The organism is Agilicoccus flavus (genome assembly GCF_014857905.1).
Classification (GTDB): Bacteria; Actinomycetota; Actinomycetes; order Actinomycetales; family Dermatophilaceae; genus Agilicoccus; species Agilicoccus flavus.
On the sequence record NZ_JACYXE010000007.1, the window covers coordinates 14,575 to 33,553 of the forward strand.

The following is an 18,979-nucleotide window of genomic DNA, read 5'->3' on the forward strand; positions in this document are numbered from 1 at the left end:
CAGCATCCGCCCATGACGGCCCTGCTCGCGGCGCTGCCGATCCTGCTCGTGTGCGCCGCCCTCGCCCTGGGGGTCTCGGCCGGTCGGGCCGCGGGGCTGGGGCTGGCGGTGACCGTCGCGGTGGCCGCGGTCGCGTTCCCGGTCGCCCCGGGGCCGCTGGCGGCCCACCTCATGGGGTGGACGCCGACGCTCGTGGCGGTCCTCGTCATCGTCGCCGGCGGGCTCGCCCTCGCGCGGATCATCGAGGCCTCGGGAGCGCAGGCGGCGATGGCGCGCGCGGTCGGCGCCCGGGTCGCCTCGCCCGTGGCCGCCGCCCTCCTCGTCGTCCACGGGGTCGTGCCGTTCGCCGAGTCGGTGACGGGGTTCGGCGTCGGCGTCATGGTCGGCGTGCCGCTGCTGCGTCACCTCGGTCTCGACCGCTCCCGCGCCGCGCTGCTCGGGCTGATGGGACTCGTGGCCGTGCCCTGGGGCGCCCTGGCGCCGGGCACGCTCATCGCCGCCCGGCTCATCGGCGTCGACCTCACCGACCTCGGGGTCGCGACGGCCCGGGTCAACCTCGTGCCCTGCCTGGTCACCGGCGTGGCGGCGGTGCTCGTCGCGGGTGGCCGCCGGCCCCTGGCCGTCCTCGCCGGCGCGGCCTCGGGCGTGCTGCTGTGGGCCGCCGTCCTCGGCGCGAACCTCCTCGCCGGGACGCCGCTCGCCGGGGTGCTGGGGTCGCTGCTCGTCGTCGCCGTCCATCTCTTCGCGTCGTCGGTGCGCCGCGGCGGCGTGGTCGCCCCGGCCGCGGCGGTCGACGACCCGGGCCCGGACGCCCCCGGCATGCCCGGGTCGGGGCGGGCGCTCGTGCCGTACGGCGTCCTCGTCGCGGGCCTGCTCGCCTCCGACCTGCTCGTCCGCGCGACGGGCCCCACGCCCTGGTCGGGGGTCGCCTCCTCGCCGGCCACGTGGCTCGTGCTCACGTGCGTGGTGGCGGCCCTCGTCATCCCCGTCCCGCCGGAGGCCCGCCGTGAGGTCGCGGGCCGGGTGTGGCGGATGTGGCTCGCGGTCGGGGTGCCGACCGGCGCGTTCCTCCTGCTCGGGGTGCTCATGGCCGACACGGGGATGAGTGCGGAACTGGCCCGCGCGGCGGCGGGTCTCGGGCCCGCCTACCTCGCTCTGTCCCCGGTCGTCGGCGCCGCGGGCGGGTTCGTCACCGGCTCGAACGCGGGCGCCAACTCGATGTTCGCCGCCGCCCAGGGCCACGCCGCGGCCGCGCTCGGCGCCGACCCCGTGCGCATCGTCGCGACGCAGAACGCCGCCGCGGCCCTGCTGACCATGGCCTCGCCGTCGCGCGTCGAGATGGCCGCGCAGTTCGCCGACGAACCCGGCGGCTCCCTCGACCGCCGCCGCCTCATGGGCCGGGCGCTGCTCGTCGCCGGCCTCGCGGTGGTCGGGCTGTGCGTGACGGTCGTCGCGTGAGCCGGCCGTCGCTGCGTTCCGGTTCCGGGCTTTCCGATCCCGGTCCCTCCGCGCCCTGACCGAGCCCGAGACCCCGGCCCGGGTCGCGGCCGGCCCCGGCGAGCCGCGTCGCGGAGCCGCCGCTAGTGTCGAACGCATGACCGATTGCAACGCTCCCGAGCCCACCGAACCCGTGCTCCAGGACCCGACCGACCCGGCCGATCCCGCCGCGGGCGAGCCGACCCAGGCCCCGTCCGCCCCCGCCCAGCAGACGCAGCAGTCACAGCAGACCCAGCAGTCACAGCAGTCACAGCAGAGCGGTGATGTCATCGGCGCCGGCGGCGGCGACAACACGACCGAGAAGGACCCCGAGACGTGGGTCACCGGCGACGAGCCGATGACGGGGGCCCAGCGCAGCTACCTCGACACCCTCGCCCGCGACGCTGGCGAGACCCTTCCGGCCGACCTCACCAAGGCGCAGGCGAGCGAGCACATCGACCGCCTCCAGGCCCAGACGGGCCGGGGCCAGAACTCCTGAGCCCGGGCCCGGTCCGGGCCGGGTCCTGCCCGCCGCGCCCCCGCCCCGCCATCGCGGGTCGGGGGCGCCGGCGTGGGGTCGGACGCGGGGGTGCGCGTGCAGGTCGCGGCGGGTCTGCGGCCCCGGGCGCCGTGGCCCTCGCGCAAGGCGCGGTCGGTCGCCCGCCGCGCAGCAGGTAGACTCATACGTGGTTGACCTGCACAGTCTCGCCTGGGTCATCCGGTGGGCAGTCCTACTGCATGCCCGGAGCGGCGCATCGCGCGCTCCGAATCAGGCCGACGTGCATGCGAATCGACTCCGACCTCGCTCGGCGAGGAGAGTCCCGCGTCGGCCGTGACGGGTCACCTGAGCACCCGCACCGATGCGCCCACACGAACCGCGCCCACGGCGCCGGGTTCGCTGCGGCGGGACACCATCGAAAGTGATCCTTTGCCTGTCTCCACCTTCGCCGAGCTCGGCGTGCCCGCCTCCCTCGAGGCTGTCCTGTCCGAGCGCGACATCATCACCCCCACGCCCATCCAGGCCGCCACGCTGCCCGACTCGCTCGCCGGCCGCGACGTGCTCGGCCGCGGCCGCACCGGCTCCGGCAAGACGTACGCGTTCCTCCTGCCGGTGATCGCGCGACTGCTGAAGGGGCGCCGCGCCGGTGCCAAGCGGCCCCGGGCCCTCATCCTCGCCCCGACGCGTGAGCTCGCCGGCCAGATCCTCGAGGCCGCGCAGCCCCTCGCGGCCGCCGGCCGCCTGAGCACGCTCGCCGTCTTCGGCGGCGTCAACCAGAACCCGCAGGTCCGCGCCCTGGCCGCCGGTGTCGACCTGCTCGTGGCGTGCCCCGGCCGCCTCGAGGACCTCATGGGTCAGGGGCACGTGTCCCTCGACGCCGTCGAGATCGTCGTCCTCGACGAGGCCGACCACATGGCCGACCTCGGCTTCCTGCCCGGCGTGCGCCGCATCCTGCGCGCCACCCCGCAGGGCGGCCAGCGGCTCCTGTTCTCGGCCACCCTCGACCGCGGCGTCGACGTCATCGCCAAGACGTTCCTGCACGACCCGGTCACGCACCACGCGGACTCCCCGCAGTCGCCCATCTCGACGATGAGCCACCACGTGCTGCACGTCGACAAGGACGACCGCGTGTCCGTCGTCGCCGACCTCGCGGCCGCTCCCGGCCGCACGGTCGTCTTCACGCGCACCAAGCACGGCGCCAAGAAGCTCGCGAAGCAGCTCAACGCCGTCGGCGTGCCCGCGGTCGAGCTGCACGGCAACCTCGCGCAGGGCGCCCGGACCCGCAACCTCGACGCGTTCCACTCGGGCGCGGCGTCGACGCTCGTCGCGACCGACATCGCGGCGCGCGGCATCCACGTCGACGACGTGGGCCTCGTCATCCACGCCGACCCGCCGGTCGAGCACAAGGCGTACCTGCACCGGTCGGGCCGCACCGCGCGGGCCGGCGCGAGCGGCACCGTCGTCACCCTCATGCTCGACGAGCAGGTTCGCGACGTGCGCGCCCTCACCAAGGCCGCCGGCATCAAGCCGACGACGACCCGCGTGAACCCGACCCACGCCCTGCTGCGCGAGCTCGCCCCGGGCGAGCGCGTGTTCGCCGAGCCGGGCACCTCGCCCGTGGCCGCGCCGCCGCAGCAGCAGCGCGCGGGTGGCCGGGGCGGCGCCGGCCGCTCCGAGAACCGGTCCGAGGCCGGCTCGAGCGCGCCCGGTGGGCGCGGACGCGGCCGGGGTGGTCGGGGCCGCGGTCGCGGCCAGGCAGGCGAGGGCGTCGCCCCCGCGGCCCGCACGCCGCGTCAGGGCGGGCGCCGCGGTCAGGGCGGCCAGTCCGGCCCCGGCGCGCAGGCCAACGGCCAGCGACCGGCAGCCCCGAACCACGGCGGGGAGCCCCGCCGGTCCGCGGCGGCGCCGGCACCGAGCGGGCGTCGCAGCCCGCTCGCCCCGCCGCGCCGAGCGGGGGCGGCCGACTTCTCGTCCCGCTCCAGCGCCGGACGCCGCGGCCGCTGACCCAGGTCCCGGCCGCTGACGGCCCTGTTTCACGCGACGCCCCGCTCACCGCACCGGTGGGCGGGGCGTCGTCGTCCAGGAAAGCGCCGTCGCCCCCCGGGGTCGGCGAGTGGCGGACGCCACCACCTGGTGCTCGTGCGTCGACGGGCGTGTCGTCCGTGACCTCGGGAGTCGTCCGTGACCTCGGAGAAGCGAGATGGGGTCAGACCGACCGGGCCACGGCCTCGAGGCGCAGGTCGATGGACTCGGCCATCATGGCGATCTCGCTCTCGCCGATCCGGTGCCTGCGCGCCCCGTCGCGCCAACCGGCAAGCGACGCAGCGACACCTCGAACTCTGTCCCGGGCCTGGTCGATGGTGAGGCTGCAGTCTTCCGCCAGGGCCAGCAGACCGTCCACCTCGTCGGGCTGGGCGTCGGCTCCCATGATCGAGGTCGAGCGGGCCCGCCACGGATCCGGGTTCGGGTTGACGTCGAACACCGGGCTCAAGGTCCACGAGCCCTGCTCGGCGAGGAAACCGTGGTTGCGCAGGTGGTCGTCCGTGTTGCCCAGGGCGATGCCGGCGGCCACGCGGTCGAAGAGCTCGTGATGGTCACGCCTCGGGGACAGGGACAGGTCACGCATCGCCTCGGCGACGTCGGCGTAGTCGCGGTGCTCCCCGTCGACGGACCCAGTGGCGGTCAGGGCGCTGATGTACCCGACGCGATCACCGGCAACGGTCCGGTCGAACCTGCGGAGGATCAGCACGCTACGGTCCCCGATGCGGGTGAGTCTCCGCTGCGGCACCCGGATGCCTGCCGTCTCCATCAGGTCGAGAGCGGTGGCCTCCCACGCCATGACGTCCCAATCGTCGCCGGGATGCGGGAACTTGGCGATCGCCAGACTCCCGTCGTCCAGGCGTACCGCGGCCTTCGGGCGGGCGCCTCCGAGGCCGGTGGTGCCGGTGTCCATGAGCTGCTTGACGGCGGCGGTCGGGTCGTGCTGTGACGTCAGCTCGTCGGAGGCGCGCAGGAGCCGCGGCAGCGAGACGAGGGGCGGCACGCTCGAGGGCTTCCCCAGGAACCGCTCGTGACCGGGCAAGCGAAAGCGCAGAGCGCCCTGGCGGGTGTCGTCGCTGACGCCGAGGAGGAAGTCCAGGTCGTCGAGGCCGTGCGCAGCCCGCCCCTCCTCGCGAGCGCGCATCCGTTCGGCCTTCTCGATGAGGTTGCGGCCCCACCGGTCGGGGGCGCTGTCGGCGAAGGCGCGGACGAGTCCGCTCTGGTGCTGGGATCCCGACACCAGGGGTAGGGCAGGATCGATGGCCATCCCGCCGCTCGCCAGGTAGTGCGGGTCATAGACGAAGGTGGTGGAGATCCGGCCGCGGGACCGGGTCACGTGGGCCTGACCGACCGGTCTGTCCCGCCCGGAGCCGGCCAGGACGACATCGACCGTGGTCATCGCGCGCGCTTCTTGGTGAGTCTGCCGGCGCGCAACCGACCGATGTCGCTACCGAGCGGATCGATCGATCCGACGGCCGCGTCGAGCACTCCCAGCGCGCGCAGAACCTGAGCGACGTTGCGGAAACTCACGCTCGGATCCCCGGTCTCGATCTTGCGCAGGGTGTCCCGAGTGATGCCGGCCCGCTCGGCCACCTGCTGGGCGGTGAGGCCAAGCACCATGCGCCAGCCCCGGACGTGCTCGCCGAACGTCTCGATCTGGCGGTCGATCCTGTATCCGGCCATGGAGAGCTCCCTCGGCAATGACGATCAAGACGTTCACAGCATACCGATATGACTGGTTCGCTCGTCATTTCGCTGGGCCCGTCACGGCCCAGGGAACCTTTCGTCGTCGCTGTGACGTCCGACGATGACGGCGCGGGTACTGGCCGGGGGTGTGGAGGTGGAACGCGCCTCGAGGGACGTTCGATGATCCCGATCGATCGCGCCGCTCAGACCTCGACCGTGAGCTCGTGGCGGGGGGTGAGGTCGTCCGGGCCGCCGTAGTCGCCGCCGGGGGTGATGATCGTGCCCGCGGTTCCCTCGAGCATCGCCGCGGCGTCCTCGAGGCGGCCGATCGCGGCGAGGTCGCCGGTGAGCTCGACGAATCGGCAGGCGGCCTCGATCTTCGGGCCCATCGAGCCGGCGGGGGCGCCGAGCCGGCGGAGCAGCCCGGGCGTGGCCCGCGTGATCGGCTCCGCGTGGTCGGTGCCGAAGTCCCGCATGACGTGGGGCACGTCGGTGAGGACGAGCAGCGCGTCCGCCTCGAGGGCCTCCGCGAGGCGCCCGGCCGACAGGTCCTTGTCGATGACGGCCTCGACGCCCTTGAGCTTGCCCCGCTCGTCGCGCACGACGGGGATGCCGCCGCCCCCCGAGCAGACGACGACGGCGCCCGAGCTGAGCAGCAGCCGGATGATGCGCGTCTCGACGACCCGCTGCGGCGTCGGCGAGGCGACGACCCGCCGCCACGCGTCACCGTCGGCCTTGACCTGCCACCCGTACCGCTCCGCCTTCTCGCGGGCCTCGGCCTCGGAATAGACCTCGCCGACGAACTTCGTCGGGTGCTCGAACGCCGGGTCGTGCGCGAGCACGAGGGTCTGGTTGACCAGGCCGGCCACCTGACGCCCCGGCAGGTGGTTCTGCAGCGACTGGAGCAGCCAGTACCCGATCATCCCCTGCGTCTGCGCGCCGAGGACGTCGAGCGGGTAGGGCCGCGACAGATTGGGATCGGTCACGCTCTCGAGGGCCAGCACTCCCACCTGCGGCCCGTTGCCGTGCGTGATGACGAGTTCGTGCTCCCGCGCCAGCGGGGCGAGGGAGGCGATGGCGGTCTCGACGTTCTGCCGCTGCGGTTCCGCGTCGGGCTTCTGCCCGCGCCGGAGCAGGGCGTTCCCGCCGAGGGCGACGACGATGCGCATGACTCTTCCCCTCCCGCTCAGGACCCGAGGGTGGCGACCATGACGGCCTTGATCGTGTGCATCCGGTTCTCGGCCTGGTCGAAGACGATCGAGGCGTCGGACTCGAACACGTCGTCGGTGACCTCGAGGGCGCTCATGCCGGTGGCCCGGTAGATCTCCTCGCCGACCGCCGTCCGGCGGTCGTGGAACGCGGGCAGGCAGTGCATGAACTTGACGTGCGGGTTCTCGGTCGCCTTCAACAGGTCGGCGTTGACCTGGAAGTCCTTGAGCAGTTCGATCCGCTCGTCCCAGACCTCCTTCGGTTCGCCCATCGACACCCACACGTCGGTGTAGACGAAGTCGACGCCGCGCACGCCGGCGGCGACGTCGTCCGTCACGGTGATCCGCGCGCCGGTCCGCTCGGCGATCCGCTTCGCCTCGGCGACGACCTCGGCGGTGTTCTGCAGCGCCGACGGGGCGACCATCCGCACGTCCATCCCCGCGAGCGCGCCGCTGACGAGGAGGGAGTTGCCGACGTTGTTCCGCGCGTCGCCGACGTAGGCGAACGACACCTGCGAGAGGGGCTTGTCGGAGTGCTCGGTCATCGTCAACTGGTCGGCGAGCATCTGCGTGGGGTGCCACTCGTCGGTGAGGCCGTTCCACACCGGCACGCTCGCGTACCGGGCCAGGGTCTCGACCTTCTCCTGCGCCGACCCGCGGTACTCGATCCCGTCGTACATGCGGCCCAGCACCCGGGCCGTGTCCTTCATCGACTCCTTGTGCCCGATCTGGCTGCCCGTCGGCTCGAGGTAGGTGACGCGGGCGCCCTGGTCGTACGCCGCGACCTCGAACGCGCACCGGGTGCGCGTCGACGTCTTCTCGAAGATGAGCGCGACGTTCTTCCCCCGCAGGCGCGGCACCTCCGTGCCCGCGTACTTCGCGGCCTTGAGGTCGGCCGACAGGCGCAGCAGGTAGGCCCACTCGGCGGGGGTGAAGTCCAGCTCCTTGACGAAGGAGCGGTGACGCAGGTTGAACGCCATGGCGACTCAGATGTCCTCTCGCTCGACCGGGCAGCTCATGCAGCGGGGGCCGCCGCGGCCCCGACCCAGCTCGCTCCCGGGGATGGTGACCACCTCGACGCCGTTCTCGCGCAGGTGGGTGTTGCTGACGACGTTGCGCTCGTAGGCGATGACGACGCCGGGGCGGACGGCGAGCACGTTGCACCCGTCGTCCCACTGCTCCCGCTCGGCCGCCCCCAGGTCCTGGGTGGCCGTGAGGGTGCGGATCTCGTCGATGCCGATGGCGTGCCCGATGACCCGGTGCATGTCCTCCGGCGGGTGGGCCTCGACGTGGAAGTTCGCCCCCGGGCGGCCGGCGTCCTCGCCCGGGGTGAGCGTGAACGACGGCAGCATGCCCAGGCCCGCGAACTTCGTGAAGGTGTGGTCGTCGACCATCGACATCACGGTGTCGAGGTGCATCATCGCGCGGCTGTTCGGCATCTGGACGGCCACGACGGTGCGCGCCGCGCCGGCGGAGAAGAGCTGCTGGGCGAGGCGTTCCACCGCCTGCGGGGTGGTCCGCTCGCTCATGCCGACGAGGACCGCGCCGCGGCCGAGGACGTGGACGTCGCCGCCCTCCATCGTGGCGAGGCCCACGCCGAGGCCGCCGCCCCAGCGCTCGAACCCGTCCCCACCGCGGCTGAGCGTGGGGTGCCAGCCGTAGATCGCCTCGTAGTTCATCGACTCCCGCATGCGCGCGACCATGCGCATCGAGTTGACCGAGACCCCGCCGTAGACCCAGCACGACGTGTCGCGCGTGAACAGGTGGTTGGGCAGGGGGGCGAGCACGAACTCGCCCGCCGCGGCCGTGCCGAGCACCAGGGAGTCGGGGGTGCGGGGCAGGCGCGCCAGAGCCTCCTCCTTCGTCAGGCCGCCGATGAGGGTGTCGGACAGCTCGGCCGACGGCATCGCGTCGAGGACGCCCATGAGCGGCTCGATCGACGCCGGCCCGAACACCTCCTCGTCGAGCAGCTTGGTCAGCAGGAAGGCGCGCGCCTCCGGCACGTCGAGGGTCTCGGTGAGCAGGTCCGACAGGTAGAGCACGTCGACGTCGAGCTCCCGCAGCCGGTCGGCGAACTGGTCGTGCTCGGCCTGCGCGGCCTCCAGCCAGGGCAGCTCGTCGAAGAGTAGCCCGTCCTTGTTCGACGGGGTGATGCGCGAGAGCTCGAGCCCCGGGCGGTGCAGGATCACGCGGCGCAGCGCTCCGACCTCCGAGCCGACGTAGGCCTGGGACATGGGGGTTCCTCTCTGCGGACGGCGCCGGAGTCGGGCGTCGGGCGGGGGCCTGCCGGACGCGCGCGAGGCGGGATGCGAAGCACCACCTAACCACGACCCACGGACGGTGACGGCGCGGTTGCGGAGGATCGGGCGGGCGGGCGCGTTTCGCATCATGGGCCCGGCCGACCGCCACCCGGCCCGCGGGCGGACAATCGAGCCCATGAAGGCGCTCCTCCTCGAGAACATCCACACCGAAGCCCAGGCCGCGCTCGCGAACGCCGGGATCGAGGTCGAGACCCGCGCCGGCGCCCTGTCCGAGGACGAGCTCGTCGCCGCGCTGACCGACGTCGACCTCCTCGGCATCCGGTCGACGACGCAGGTGACCGCGCGGGTGGTCGAGTCGGCGCCGCACCTGCTCGCCATCGGCTGCTTCTGCATCGGCACCAACCAGGTGGACCTCGCCGCGGCCGCCCGGGCGGGCATCCCCGTCTTCAACGCGCCGTTCTCCAACACGCGCTCGGTCGTCGAGCTCGTCATCGCCGAGATCATCGTCATGGCCCGCCGGCTCACCGAGAAGAACGCCGAGCTGCACGCCGGCGTGTGGAACAAGAACGCCAAGGGCAGCCACGAGATCCGCGGCCGCAAGCTCGGCATCGTCGGCTACGGCAACATCGGCAGCCAGCTCTCGGTCGTCGCCGAGATGCTCGGGATGGACGTGTACTACTACGACACCGAGGAGAAGCTCGCCCTCGGCAACGCGACCCGGTGCGCGTCGCTCGAGGAGCTGCTCGACGTCGTCGAGTGCGTCACGCTGCACGTCGACGGTCGCGAAGGCAACGCCGGGTTCTTCGGCGCCGAGCAGTTCCGGCGGATGCGGAAGCGGTCCCTGTTCCTCAACCTCTCCCGCGGCTTCGTCGTCGACTACGAGGCGCTCGCGGCCGCCCTCCGCGACGGGCACATCGCCGGCGCGGCGGTCGACGTCTTCCCGAACGAGCCGAAGTCGCGCGGCGGCGAGTTCGTCTCGCCGCTGCAGAACGTGCCCAACGTCGTGCTCACCCCGCACGTGGGCGGGTCCACTGAGGAGGCGCAGCACGACATCGGCCGGTTCGTCGCCGCCAAGCTGCGTGACTTCGTCGCCCTCGGGACGACGTCGCTGTCGGTCAACAGCCCGACGCTCACGCTCACCGGCGAGCCCGGGGAGCACCGCATCGGCTACGTGCACCGCAACGTCCCGGGCGTCCTCGCCAAGCTCAACGCGATCCTCGCCGACCACGGGGCGAACATCGACGGCCAGCTGCTCGCGACGCGCGGCGAGATCGGTTACGTCGTCACCGACGTGAGCAAGGTGTGCGCCCCCGACGTCGTCCGCGACATCGAGGCCCTGCCGGAGTCGGTCCGCCTGCGCGTCATGGAGTGAAGCCCGCCGGCCGACCTCTGCCGTTCGGGCCCACCTGGGGCGCTCCGGCGGCCCGGCCGACGCACGGACGGTCCGGTTTCACGGTGCGGAACGTGGCGGCGCGACCCGTTCGGCGGCTTCGAGCGCCTCGAACGCCGGCATGAGGGCCGCCCACAGGGCCGCGTGGGCGGCGCGCAGGCCCGGGTCGAGCGCGCCCGCGGGGACGTGGACCCGGCTCGTCGCCCCGTCGGCCAGCGGCGGGGGCGGCGCGACCCCCAGCGCGTGGGCCGCCGCCCGGTGCGCGCCCCGCAGCCCGGCGTGCTCGTCGGCGAGCGGCCGCACCGGCCGACCGAGGGCGTCGGCGAGCAGGTCGAGCAGCAGCGCGGACCGGGCGAGCCCGCCGCCGACGGGCAGGGGCTCCGCCGCGGGCGTGTCGAGGGCCTCGGGGGCGATCACGTCGGCGACGTGCCGCAGCGTGAGCGCGACCCCCTCGAGCGCCGCCCGGTAGAGGGCGACCGGTCCGGTCGTCGGGGCGAGGCCGACGACGGCGCCGCGGGCGGAGTCGAGCCGGATCGGCGCCCGCTCGCCCGACAGCGACGGCACCATGAGCAGGCCCGACGGCCCGTGCTCCCGGGCCGCGGCGTCGGCCGCCGCGGGGGTCGTGCCGGGCAGGTGGGTGGCGCGCGCCCAGTCGATCGTCGCCCCCGCCGACAGCATCGCGCCGATGCCGAGCGTGGCGAGGGCCCCGTCCTCGGAGGGGGCGGCGACGAGGTCGTGCAGGCGCGCATCCGGCCCCAGAGATCGAGGAGTGACCGCGCAGATCCACGCCGTCGTGCCGAGGCCGGCGCAGAGCGCGCCCGGTTCCTCGCCGACGAGCCCGGACGCCGCGGCGCCCGCGTCGCCCGGCGCGTGGACGAGCGGCAGGCCCGCCCGCAGTCCGAGTGGCCCGGCCGCGTCGGCCGACAAGGCCCCGACGACCTCGGCGCCCGTGACGAGCCGCGGCAGCGCGGCCGCCTCGATCCCGGCGGCGTCGAGCGCGGGCGCCCACCAGCCCGCCCCCGGTGCGCGGTCGAGCAGCCCCGTCGTCGACGCGGTCGTCAGGTCGCACACGAGGTCGGCCCCGGCCCGCGCGAGCACCGCGCCGGGCGCACCGAGCGCGATCCGCCGACCCGAGCGTGCGGCGTCGTGCTCGGCGAGCCAGGCCAGCACCGCCGGCGCGCTGTCGGCGCCCTGGGCGTTGCGGGTCGCGGCCTCCCAGCCGGGCAACGCCGCCGCGAGCCGGGCGTGCTGGGCCCCGGCGCGCCGATCGCTGTAGAGGACGGCCGGACCGGTCGGGTGCCCGTGCGCGTCGAGCGGCACGATGTCCTGCATCTGCCCCGTCACGGCGAGGACGTCGGGGCTCGCCCCGGTGGCGCCGAGCACCTCGCGCGTGGCCGCCACGAACGCCGTCCACCAGTCCTCGGCGTCCTGCTCGGCGTGCCGCGGCTGCGGGTGCGACGTGCGCAGCGGCACCTCGGCGCTCGCAAGCAGCGTGCCGTCGGGCGCGGCGAGCGCCGCCTTGAGCGCGGTGGTCCCGACGTCGACGATCAGCGCCCGCACGTCAGCGGTGGCTCTGGACGGTCCGGTACAGGCGCAGCGCGTTCCGCATCGCCATCGTCACCGTCATCGGCCCCACGCGGGGTACGAACGAGGCCGCCCGCTCGGGCACGTCGGGCGCAAAGTTGCGGAACTGGGAGAAGTTCACGCAGATCGCGCCGTCCTTGATCTCCTCGGCGCGCACGAGCTCGAAGTCCGGGGACGGGACGCCCGTGATGACGACGTCGGACAGCGCGAGGGCGGCGGCACGGTCGACGTCGCTGTCGCGGACCGAGTGGGCGTGCCGCCCGATGGCGGGCTCGAACACCTGCGCGCCGTCGAGGTCGAGGGAGATGACCTCGGCCCCGTCGTTGGCGAGCATGGCCGACAGCGGGCGGCCCACGATGTCGCTGCGGTTGATGACGCACGCCGTCACCCCCTCCAGCGGGGCGGCGGCGCCGGTGCGGCGCAGGCCCGCCTCCCCGAGGAGCTTGAGGATCGCGAGCGGGGTGCACGGCAGGATCGCCCGCACCATCCTCGACGCGTCGAGCCACCGGCGGTTCTCGTACAGGCAGCGGCTCCAGAACGCGTGCATGCCCTCGACGTCCTTGCGCGGGTCGACGAGCTCGCGCAGCCACCGGTCTGCCCCCGGGGCGCCGATCGGGTAGTAGAGGAAGATGCCGTGCACGTCGGGGTCGGCGTTCGCGTCGCCGATCGCGGCCTCCACGCCGGCCGCGTCGGTCCGCCGCAGGTCGAACTCGATGCCGACCGACTCGCACCCCTTCGCGGCGTACCGCGCGTAGGTGGCGGCGGGGCCGTCGTCCTGGCCCAGGAACCCGACGATGCGCAGCGGCTCGTCGAGGTCGGCGACGTCGGCGCGGAGGCGCTCGCGGTAGGCCTGGGCGACGGCGGTGGGGTCGACGACGAGCGCGCTCATGCTCATGGGTCCTTCGGGATCGGCGGGCCGGCGGGGGAGGGGTGTCGCCGGGCTGCGGGACCAGTCTGGCGGGTGCCGGCTCTCCCGACCAGCGCGGGGCGTCCGCCGCGGCGCGGCATCACGCCTGGTCGGAGCGGGCGGGCGGGGTTATCGTTCGCCCATGGCCCGGTACTTCGACGTCCACCCCGACGACCCGCAGCCTCGGGCGATCTCCCAGGCGGTGGCGATCGTCGCCGACGGCGGACTCATCGCCTACCCCACCGACTCGGGCTACGCCCTGGGCTGCGCGCTCGGCAACGCCGAGGGCAAGGAGCGCATGGCCCGCATCCGGCGTCTCGACGACAAGCACCACTACACGCTCATGTGCGCCGACTTCGCCCAGCTCGGTCAGCTCGTGCACGTGAGCAACGCCGTGTTCCGCGCGGTCAAGGCGGCGACGCCGGGGCAGTACACGTTCATCCTGCCCGCCACCGCCGAGGTGCCGCGGCGGCTCATACACCCCAAGAAGCTCACCGTCGGGGTGCGGATCAGTCCGAACCCGGTCGTCCGCGCGCTGCTCGCCGAGCTGGGCGAGGCCATGCTCACGACGACCCTCATCCTCCCGGACGAGACCGAGCCCATGACCGACGGGTGGACCGTCAAGGAGGAGCTCGACCACGTCGTCGACGCCGTCATCGACTCCGGGGAGTGCGGGCTCGAACCGACGACCGTCGTCGACCTCTCGAGCGGCGAGGCGGAGATCGCGCGTTACGGCGCGGGCGACCCGTCGCGGTTCGAGTAGTCGCAGGCGTCGGCGCCCGCGATGGGGCGCGTGAGCAGGTCGGGGATCTGCTCGAGGGCGAGCCGGGCCTCCCGGGCCAGCGGCGGCAGGTCGTCGACGTCGAACCAGGCCGTCTCCGCGATCTCGATCGCGTCCCGGGTGTGCGGCTCCCCGCTCGCGTGGACGAGGAAGACGTGGTCGATGTGCATCATCCACGGCTGCCGGTGCGAGCGGACGTGGTGCGCGGTGGTCACCTCGGCGCTCAGGCCGGTCTCCTCGGCGAGCTCGCGGCGGGCGGTGTCGAGGATCGACTCGCGGTAGAAGAGGTAGCCCGCCGGGAAGCCCCACTCGATCGGCGACGACCGCTTGCGCACGAGCACGACCCGGCGGCCGTCGCGGGCCACGACGAGGGCCCCGGTCGTGAACTTCGGCATGACGACGTAGGCGGCGAAGCGCGTGGCGCTCTTGAGGAGGCGCCGGGGGAACGATTCGGTACTCACGGTCGGTCCTCGCTGTGGCGGTGGGCGTCGATCCCGCCGGTCACCGGTCGACCCGAGCGAGGGACGCGGACGAACTCGCGGGCCGCGGTGGGTGCGAGAGGATCGATGCCGCGGGCGGAGGCCTCACGGTACCGGAGCGACCTGGACGTCCTCCGGGCCTCCCGCGCCGGCCCCATCGCGCGGCCCCCTCGCGCGGGCCCACCGCGTGGGCACGGCCCGACCCGAGCGTGCTCGGGGGTGGGCGGGCGGTGCTCGGCAGGGCGGTCCGCGGCGGCGCAGACAGGTCCACGGGCCCTCCTAGACTGGTCACCATGGTCGCGCCCACCCACGTCATCGGCCCGAAGGTCACCTCCGCCATCGAAGCCGCCTTCGGGGAGGCGGTGCGCGGCGCCGACCCGGTCCTGCGGCCCAGTCAGTACGCCGACGTGCAGGTCAACGCGGCCCTCGCGCTCGCCAAGAAGGTGGGCCTGCCGCCGCGGGAGGTCGCTGCGCGGATCCTGGAGCACCTCGACCTGTCGGCTGAGTGCACCGACGTCGAGGTGAGCGGCCCCGGCTTCCTCAACCTCACCTTCTCCCCGGAGTGGCTCGGCTCGCTGGCCACGGCCACCGCCGCCGACCCGCGGCTCGGGGTCCCGGAGCAGCCTCGCCAGATCGTGCCCATCGACTACTCGGCGCCCAACGTCGCCAAGGAGATGCACGTCGGCCACCTGCGCACGACCGTGGTGGGCGACGCCCTCGCCCGCACGCTGGCGTTCCTCGGCCACGACGTCATCCGGCAGAACCACATCGGCGACTGGGGCACGCCGTTCGGCATGCTCATCGAGCACCTGCTCGACGTCGGGGAGGGGTCGTCCCAGGCCGGCCTCCTCGAGACCGACCCCAATGCGTTCTACCAGGGCGCGCGCGAGAAGTTCGAGGCCGACCCGGAGTTCGCGACCCGCGCGCGGACCCGGGTCGTGTCGCTGCAGGCCGGCGACCCCGACACGATCGCCCACTGGGGCACGCTCATCGACCTGTCCACCGCCTACTTCAACCGGATCTACGGCGCGCTGGGCGTCACGCTCACCGACGAGGACCTCGCGGGCGAGTCGATGTACAACGACCAGCTCGCCGGCGTGTGCTCCGAGCTGGAGGAGAAGGGCATCGCGACGATCAGCGACGGCGCCCTGTGCGTCTTCCTGCCCGGGTACACCGGGCGCGAGGGCAAGCCGGTGCCCCTCATCATCCGCAAGTCCGACGGCGGGTACGGGTACGGGACGACCGACCTCGCGACGATCCGGTACCGCGTCGCCGACCTGCACGCCGACCGGGTCCTCTACGTCGTCGGCGCGCCGCAGGCGCTGCACCTGAACATGGTGTGGGACACGGCGCGGGCGGCCGGGTGGCTGCCCGAGGACCTCCCCGTCGTCCACGTGCGCATCGGCAACGTCCTCGGCTCCGACCGCAAGATCCTGCGGACCCGCTCGGGGGCGCCGATGCGGCTGTGGAGCCTCGTCGAGGAGGCGGTGGGCGCGGCCCGGCTGCACATCGACGGCTCCCGCCCCGACCTCTCCGAGGACGACCGCGCCGAGATCGCGCGGCAGATCGGGGTCGGTGCCATCAAATACGCCGACCTGTCGGTGGCCCACGACTCCGAGTACGTCTTCGACCTCGACCGGATGCTGTCGCTCACGGGCAACACGGGGCCCTACCTGCAGTACGCGGCCACCCGCATCAAGTCGATCTTCCGCGGGCTCGGGTCGGCGCCGGAGGACCACGCCGCCGACATCGTCCTCGTCGAGCCCGCCGAGCGGGAGCTGGCGCTGCACCTGCTGCGGTTCGGCGACGTCGTGGCGGCCGTCGGCGACGCCCTCGAGCCGCACCGGCTGTGCGCCTACCTGTTCGAGCTCGCGCAGGCGTTCTCGGCGTTCTACGAGAACTGCCCCGTCCTCAAGGCCGACGGCCCGACGCGTGACTCCCGGCTCGCGCTGTGCGCCCTCACCCTGAGCACCCTGACGACCGGCCTCGACCTGCTCGGCATCTCCTCGCCCGACCAGATGTGAGCCGTCCCGGCGGTTCGGCGGTAGCCGAGCCGCCGGAGTTTCCACGCGAACTGCACTGCCATTTACGCCGGCGTTTTCATCGCTGCAGGTCAGCGGCGTGCGTTTTCCCGGGCGGGCCCATTGGCAGTGCAGTTGTCGTGAAAACCCGGCCCGGCCGGCCCAGAGCTCCGCTCCCGGGGTGCTCGTGCGCCCGGTCGGAGGCACGGGCCGGGTGACCGATTTGCGTTGCCCGTCGCAGACCGGCGCCGGGGCGGAGCGCGGGAACTCGGCCTGGGTTCGCGCGACGACCTGCCCGAGGTCGCCTCCGCCGGACCGTCGACGCCCGCGCCGGCGTCAGCCATCGTCGGCTCCGCGGGGCTGTCGGCGGCGGGCCGGCTGTGCTTGGCTGAGGCGCGTGAAGAAGCTCATCAACGATCCGGCCGACGTCGTCCCCGAGCTCCTCGAGGGGGTCGCCCTCACCCAACCCGGCGTCGCGCTGCTGGCCGGGCGCACGATCGCCGTGCGCGCCGACGCCGCGCAGGCGGCGCCCGGCGAGCGGCCCGTCGCGATCGTCTCGGGCGGCGGGGCCGGCCACGAGCCCGCCCACGCGGGCTACGTCGCCGAGGGGATGATCACCGCCGCCGTGGTGGGCGGGGTCTTCGCGTCCCCGAGCGTCGACGCCGTCCTCGACGCGATCCGCGCCGTCACCGGCCCGGTCGGCGCCCTGCTCGTCGTGAAGAACTACACCGGCGACCGCCTCAACTTCGGCATGGCCGCCGAGCTGGCCCGCAGCGAGGGCCTCGACGTCGAGATGGTCGTCGTCGGCGACGACGTGGCGCTCGCCGGGGCCGAGGGCGGTGCGGGCCACGCCGGTCGTCGCGGCCTCGCCGGCACCGTGCTCGTGCACAAGGTCGCCGGGGCGTTCGCCGCGCGCGGCGCCGACCTCGCGCAGGTGGCCTCGGCCGCGCGCCGGGTTGCGGAGAGCGTGGGCACGATGAGCGTCGCCCTCACGGGCGCCACGGTCCCCGGCAGCGACGACGCCGGCTTCGACCTCGCCGACGACGAGGTCGAGCTCGGGCTCGGCATCCACGGCGAGCCCGGCGTGAGCCGGGAGAAGCTCGCCCCCGCGGACGACCTGGTCGCCACCCTCGTCGAACGGGTCGCCACCGACCGCGGGCTGAGCGGCGGCGACCGGGTCGTCGCCCTCGTCGGCACGGCCGGCGGCACCTCACCCATGGACCTCGCCGTGTGCACCCGCGCCGCCGCCCGCGCGGTCGAGGCGAACGGGTTACGCCTCGAGCGGCTGTGGTCGGGCCCGGTCATGACGAGCATCGACATGGTCGGGGTGTCGGTGACCCTCCTGCGGGTCGACGACGACCTGCTCGCCGCGCTCGACGCCCCCACCGGCTCGCTCTCCTGGCCCGGGTCACCGGCCTGCGGCGTGCCGACGCTGCGCACGATCGACGTGCCCGCCGCCCCCGGGTCCACGGCCGAGTCGGGCGAGCCCGACGCGCGGGTGCGCGCCGCCGTCGACGCCGCGTGCGCGGCCCTGCTCGATGCCCGCGACGACCTCGATCGGGCCGACCGCCACGTCGGCGACGGCGACCTCGGCTCGACGCTCGCCCGTGGCGCCCGCGCCTGGCGCGACGATCCCCTCGACGACTCGGCCCCCGCGCTCCTGCGCCGGCTCTCGAGCATCGCCCGCCGCGACGTCGGCGGCACCTCCGGCCCGCTCTACGCCATCCTCTTCCTCCGCGCCGCCGAGGCCCTGGACGACGGCCGCTCGTGGCCGGACGCCTTTCGCGCCGGCGTCGCCGGCGTCCGCGAGCTCGGCGGCGCCGAACCCGGCGACGGCACGATGGTCGACGCGCTCGCGCCCGCGGCACAGGCCGCCGACGAGGGCTGGGACGCCGTGCTCGAGGCCGCGCGCCGGGGCGCCGAGTCGACCCGGGAGGGCACGTCGAGCAAGGGCCGCGCGAGCTACGTCGGCGACCGCGCCGCCGGCTACGAGGATCCCGGCGCCACCGCGGTGGTGCTCTGGCTCGAGGCCGTGCGCGACTCGCTGCGGTAGCCCGGCGGGACGTTGGGCCCACCTCGAGCACCCGCCGGTCGCGTAGCGTCGAGCAGTGGGAGGCCATCATGTGCCAGTACTGCGGATGTCAGGAGATCGGCCCCATCGGCGACCTCATGGCCGAGCACGTCGTCATCCAGAACCTCTGCGGGGAGACCGAGCGGTGCGTGGACGCCGGAGACGCTCGCGGCGCCTACGGCTTCGTCGCCGAGCTGGCCCGGGTCATGGTCGTGCACAACACCGTCGAGGAACGCGGGCTCTACCTGTCGATGACCCGGTTCCCCGAGTTCGAGGACCAGGCCGGGGTGCTCTACGACGAGCACGACGACGTGGACGCCGTCATCGAGGGAGTGCTCGCCGCAGGGGTGGAAGGCGCCGACGGGGTCGACTGGGCTCCCGTCCTCGCGGCCTTCTCCGTGCTGCGCGAGCACATCATCCACGAGGACAACGGCCTGTTCCCCGCCGCCGCCGTGGCCCTCGACCCCGCCGACTGGGAGCGTTGCGAGCGCCTGCGCGCGGAGGCGACCGCCGCACCTGCCTGACCTGGGCGCCTTCCGGCGCGCTCACTGTGGTTCGCGGGCTCGCCTGCGTTCG

At 74.1% G+C, this 18,979-nt stretch carries 16 protein-coding genes; 8 read left to right on the forward strand and 8 right to left on the reverse strand.

Annotation, left to right across the window (positions count from 1 at the left end; translation table 11 throughout):
* The first annotated feature begins 12 nt into the window (after positions 1-12).
* The 3 genes from ICW24_RS11295 to ICW24_RS11305 all read left to right on the forward strand — a co-directional run bounded on the left by ICW24_RS11295 (position 13) and on the right by ICW24_RS11305 (position 3,979).
* Complete coding sequence (locus ICW24_RS11295; RefSeq protein WP_226345824.1) at positions 13-1,458, forward strand: L-lactate permease; 1,446 nt, start codon at positions 13-15, stop codon at positions 1,456-1,458.
* Positions 1,459-1,765: 307 nt separating this feature from the next.
* The gene (locus ICW24_RS11300; protein ID WP_226346010.1) at positions 1,766-1,975 is read left to right on the forward strand and encodes a DUF3072 domain-containing protein; all 210 of its coding nucleotides are present in this window, start codon (positions 1,766-1,768) and stop codon (positions 1,973-1,975) included.
* 429 nt (positions 1,976-2,404) lie between these two features.
* The gene (locus ICW24_RS11305; RefSeq protein ID WP_226345825.1) at positions 2,405-3,979 is read left to right on the forward strand and encodes a DEAD/DEAH box helicase; all 1,575 of its coding nucleotides are present in this window, start codon (positions 2,405-2,407) and stop codon (positions 3,977-3,979) included.
* Between the two features lie 202 nt (positions 3,980-4,181).
* Here ICW24_RS11305 and ICW24_RS11310 read toward each other — a convergent pair whose 3' ends face one another.
* The 5 genes from ICW24_RS11310 to ICW24_RS11330 all read right to left on the reverse strand — a co-directional run bounded on the left by ICW24_RS11310 (position 4,182) and on the right by ICW24_RS11330 (position 9,143).
* Positions 4,182-5,414 carry a type II toxin-antitoxin system HipA family toxin gene (locus ICW24_RS11310; RefSeq protein WP_226345826.1) on the reverse strand — a complete coding sequence of 411 codons (1,233 nt, stop codon included), beginning with the start codon at positions 5,412-5,414 and terminating at the stop codon, positions 4,182-4,184.
* Positions 5,411-5,698, reverse strand: coding sequence for a helix-turn-helix domain-containing protein (locus tag ICW24_RS11315; protein WP_226345827.1), 288 nt, complete (start codon positions 5,696-5,698; stop codon positions 5,411-5,413). The genes ICW24_RS11310 and ICW24_RS11315 overlap by 4 nt, the downstream gene beginning before the upstream one ends.
* A gap of 206 nt (positions 5,699-5,904) precedes the next feature.
* The gene (locus ICW24_RS11320; RefSeq protein WP_226345828.1) at positions 5,905-6,870 is read right to left on the reverse strand and encodes a carbamate kinase; all 966 of its coding nucleotides are present in this window, start codon (positions 6,868-6,870) and stop codon (positions 5,905-5,907) included.
* A gap of 17 nt (positions 6,871-6,887) precedes the next feature.
* Positions 6,888-7,889 (reverse strand): ornithine carbamoyltransferase, encoded by a 1,002-nt coding sequence (gene argF, locus ICW24_RS11325; RefSeq protein ID WP_226345829.1) that lies wholly within the window; start codon positions 7,887-7,889, stop codon positions 6,888-6,890.
* 6 nt (positions 7,890-7,895) lie between these two features.
* Positions 7,896-9,143: an arginine deiminase gene (locus ICW24_RS11330; protein ID WP_226345830.1), complete on the reverse strand. Its 1,248-nt coding sequence runs from the start codon at positions 9,141-9,143 to the stop codon at positions 7,896-7,898.
* Between the two features lie 202 nt (positions 9,144-9,345).
* On the opposite strand from ICW24_RS11330, the gene serA reads away from it, so the two are divergent.
* Positions 9,346-10,542: a phosphoglycerate dehydrogenase gene (gene serA, locus ICW24_RS11335; RefSeq protein WP_226345831.1), complete on the forward strand. Its 1,197-nt coding sequence runs from the start codon at positions 9,346-9,348 to the stop codon at positions 10,540-10,542.
* Positions 10,543-10,620: 78 nt separating this feature from the next.
* On the opposite strand, the gene ICW24_RS11340 is transcribed toward serA, so the two are convergent.
* Both ICW24_RS11340 and ICW24_RS11345 read right to left on the reverse strand, forming a co-directional pair.
* The gene (locus ICW24_RS11340; protein ID WP_226345832.1) at positions 10,621-12,120 is read right to left on the reverse strand and encodes an FGGY family carbohydrate kinase; all 1,500 of its coding nucleotides are present in this window, start codon (positions 12,118-12,120) and stop codon (positions 10,621-10,623) included.
* 1 nt (position 12,121) lies between these two features.
* Positions 12,122-13,033, reverse strand: a complete 912-nt coding sequence (locus tag ICW24_RS11345) for a bifunctional methylenetetrahydrofolate dehydrogenase/methenyltetrahydrofolate cyclohydrolase (protein ID WP_226345833.1) — start codon at positions 13,031-13,033, stop codon at positions 12,122-12,124.
* A 160-nt stretch (positions 13,034-13,193) separates the two neighbouring features.
* Between ICW24_RS11345 and ICW24_RS11350 the strand changes: the two genes are divergently transcribed.
* A complete protein-coding gene (locus ICW24_RS11350) occupies positions 13,194-13,814 on the forward strand; it encodes an L-threonylcarbamoyladenylate synthase (protein ID WP_226345834.1) in 621 nt (206 codons plus the stop codon).
* Here the strand turns inward: ICW24_RS11350 and ICW24_RS11355 are convergent.
* The gene (locus tag ICW24_RS11355) at positions 13,781-14,293 is read right to left on the reverse strand and encodes an NUDIX hydrolase (protein WP_226345835.1); all 513 of its coding nucleotides are present in this window, start codon (positions 14,291-14,293) and stop codon (positions 13,781-13,783) included. The genes ICW24_RS11350 and ICW24_RS11355 overlap by 34 nt on opposite strands.
* Before the next feature lie 311 nt (positions 14,294-14,604).
* Between ICW24_RS11355 and argS the strand changes: the two genes are divergently transcribed.
* The 3 genes from argS to ICW24_RS11370 all read left to right on the forward strand — a co-directional run bounded on the left by argS (position 14,605) and on the right by ICW24_RS11370 (position 18,927).
* Entirely contained in the window at positions 14,605-16,335 is a 1,731-nt protein-coding gene (gene argS / locus ICW24_RS11360; RefSeq protein ID WP_226345836.1) for an arginine--tRNA ligase, read from the forward strand.
* Positions 16,336-16,729: 394 nt separating this feature from the next.
* A complete protein-coding gene (locus ICW24_RS11365) occupies positions 16,730-18,385 on the forward strand; it encodes a dihydroxyacetone kinase family protein (protein ID WP_226345837.1) in 1,656 nt (551 codons plus the stop codon).
* 68 nt (positions 18,386-18,453) lie between these two features.
* Positions 18,454-18,927 carry a hemerythrin domain-containing protein gene (locus ICW24_RS11370; protein ID WP_226345838.1) on the forward strand — a complete coding sequence of 158 codons (474 nt, stop codon included), beginning with the start codon at positions 18,454-18,456 and terminating at the stop codon, positions 18,925-18,927.
* Positions 18,928-18,979 lie beyond the last annotated feature (52 nt).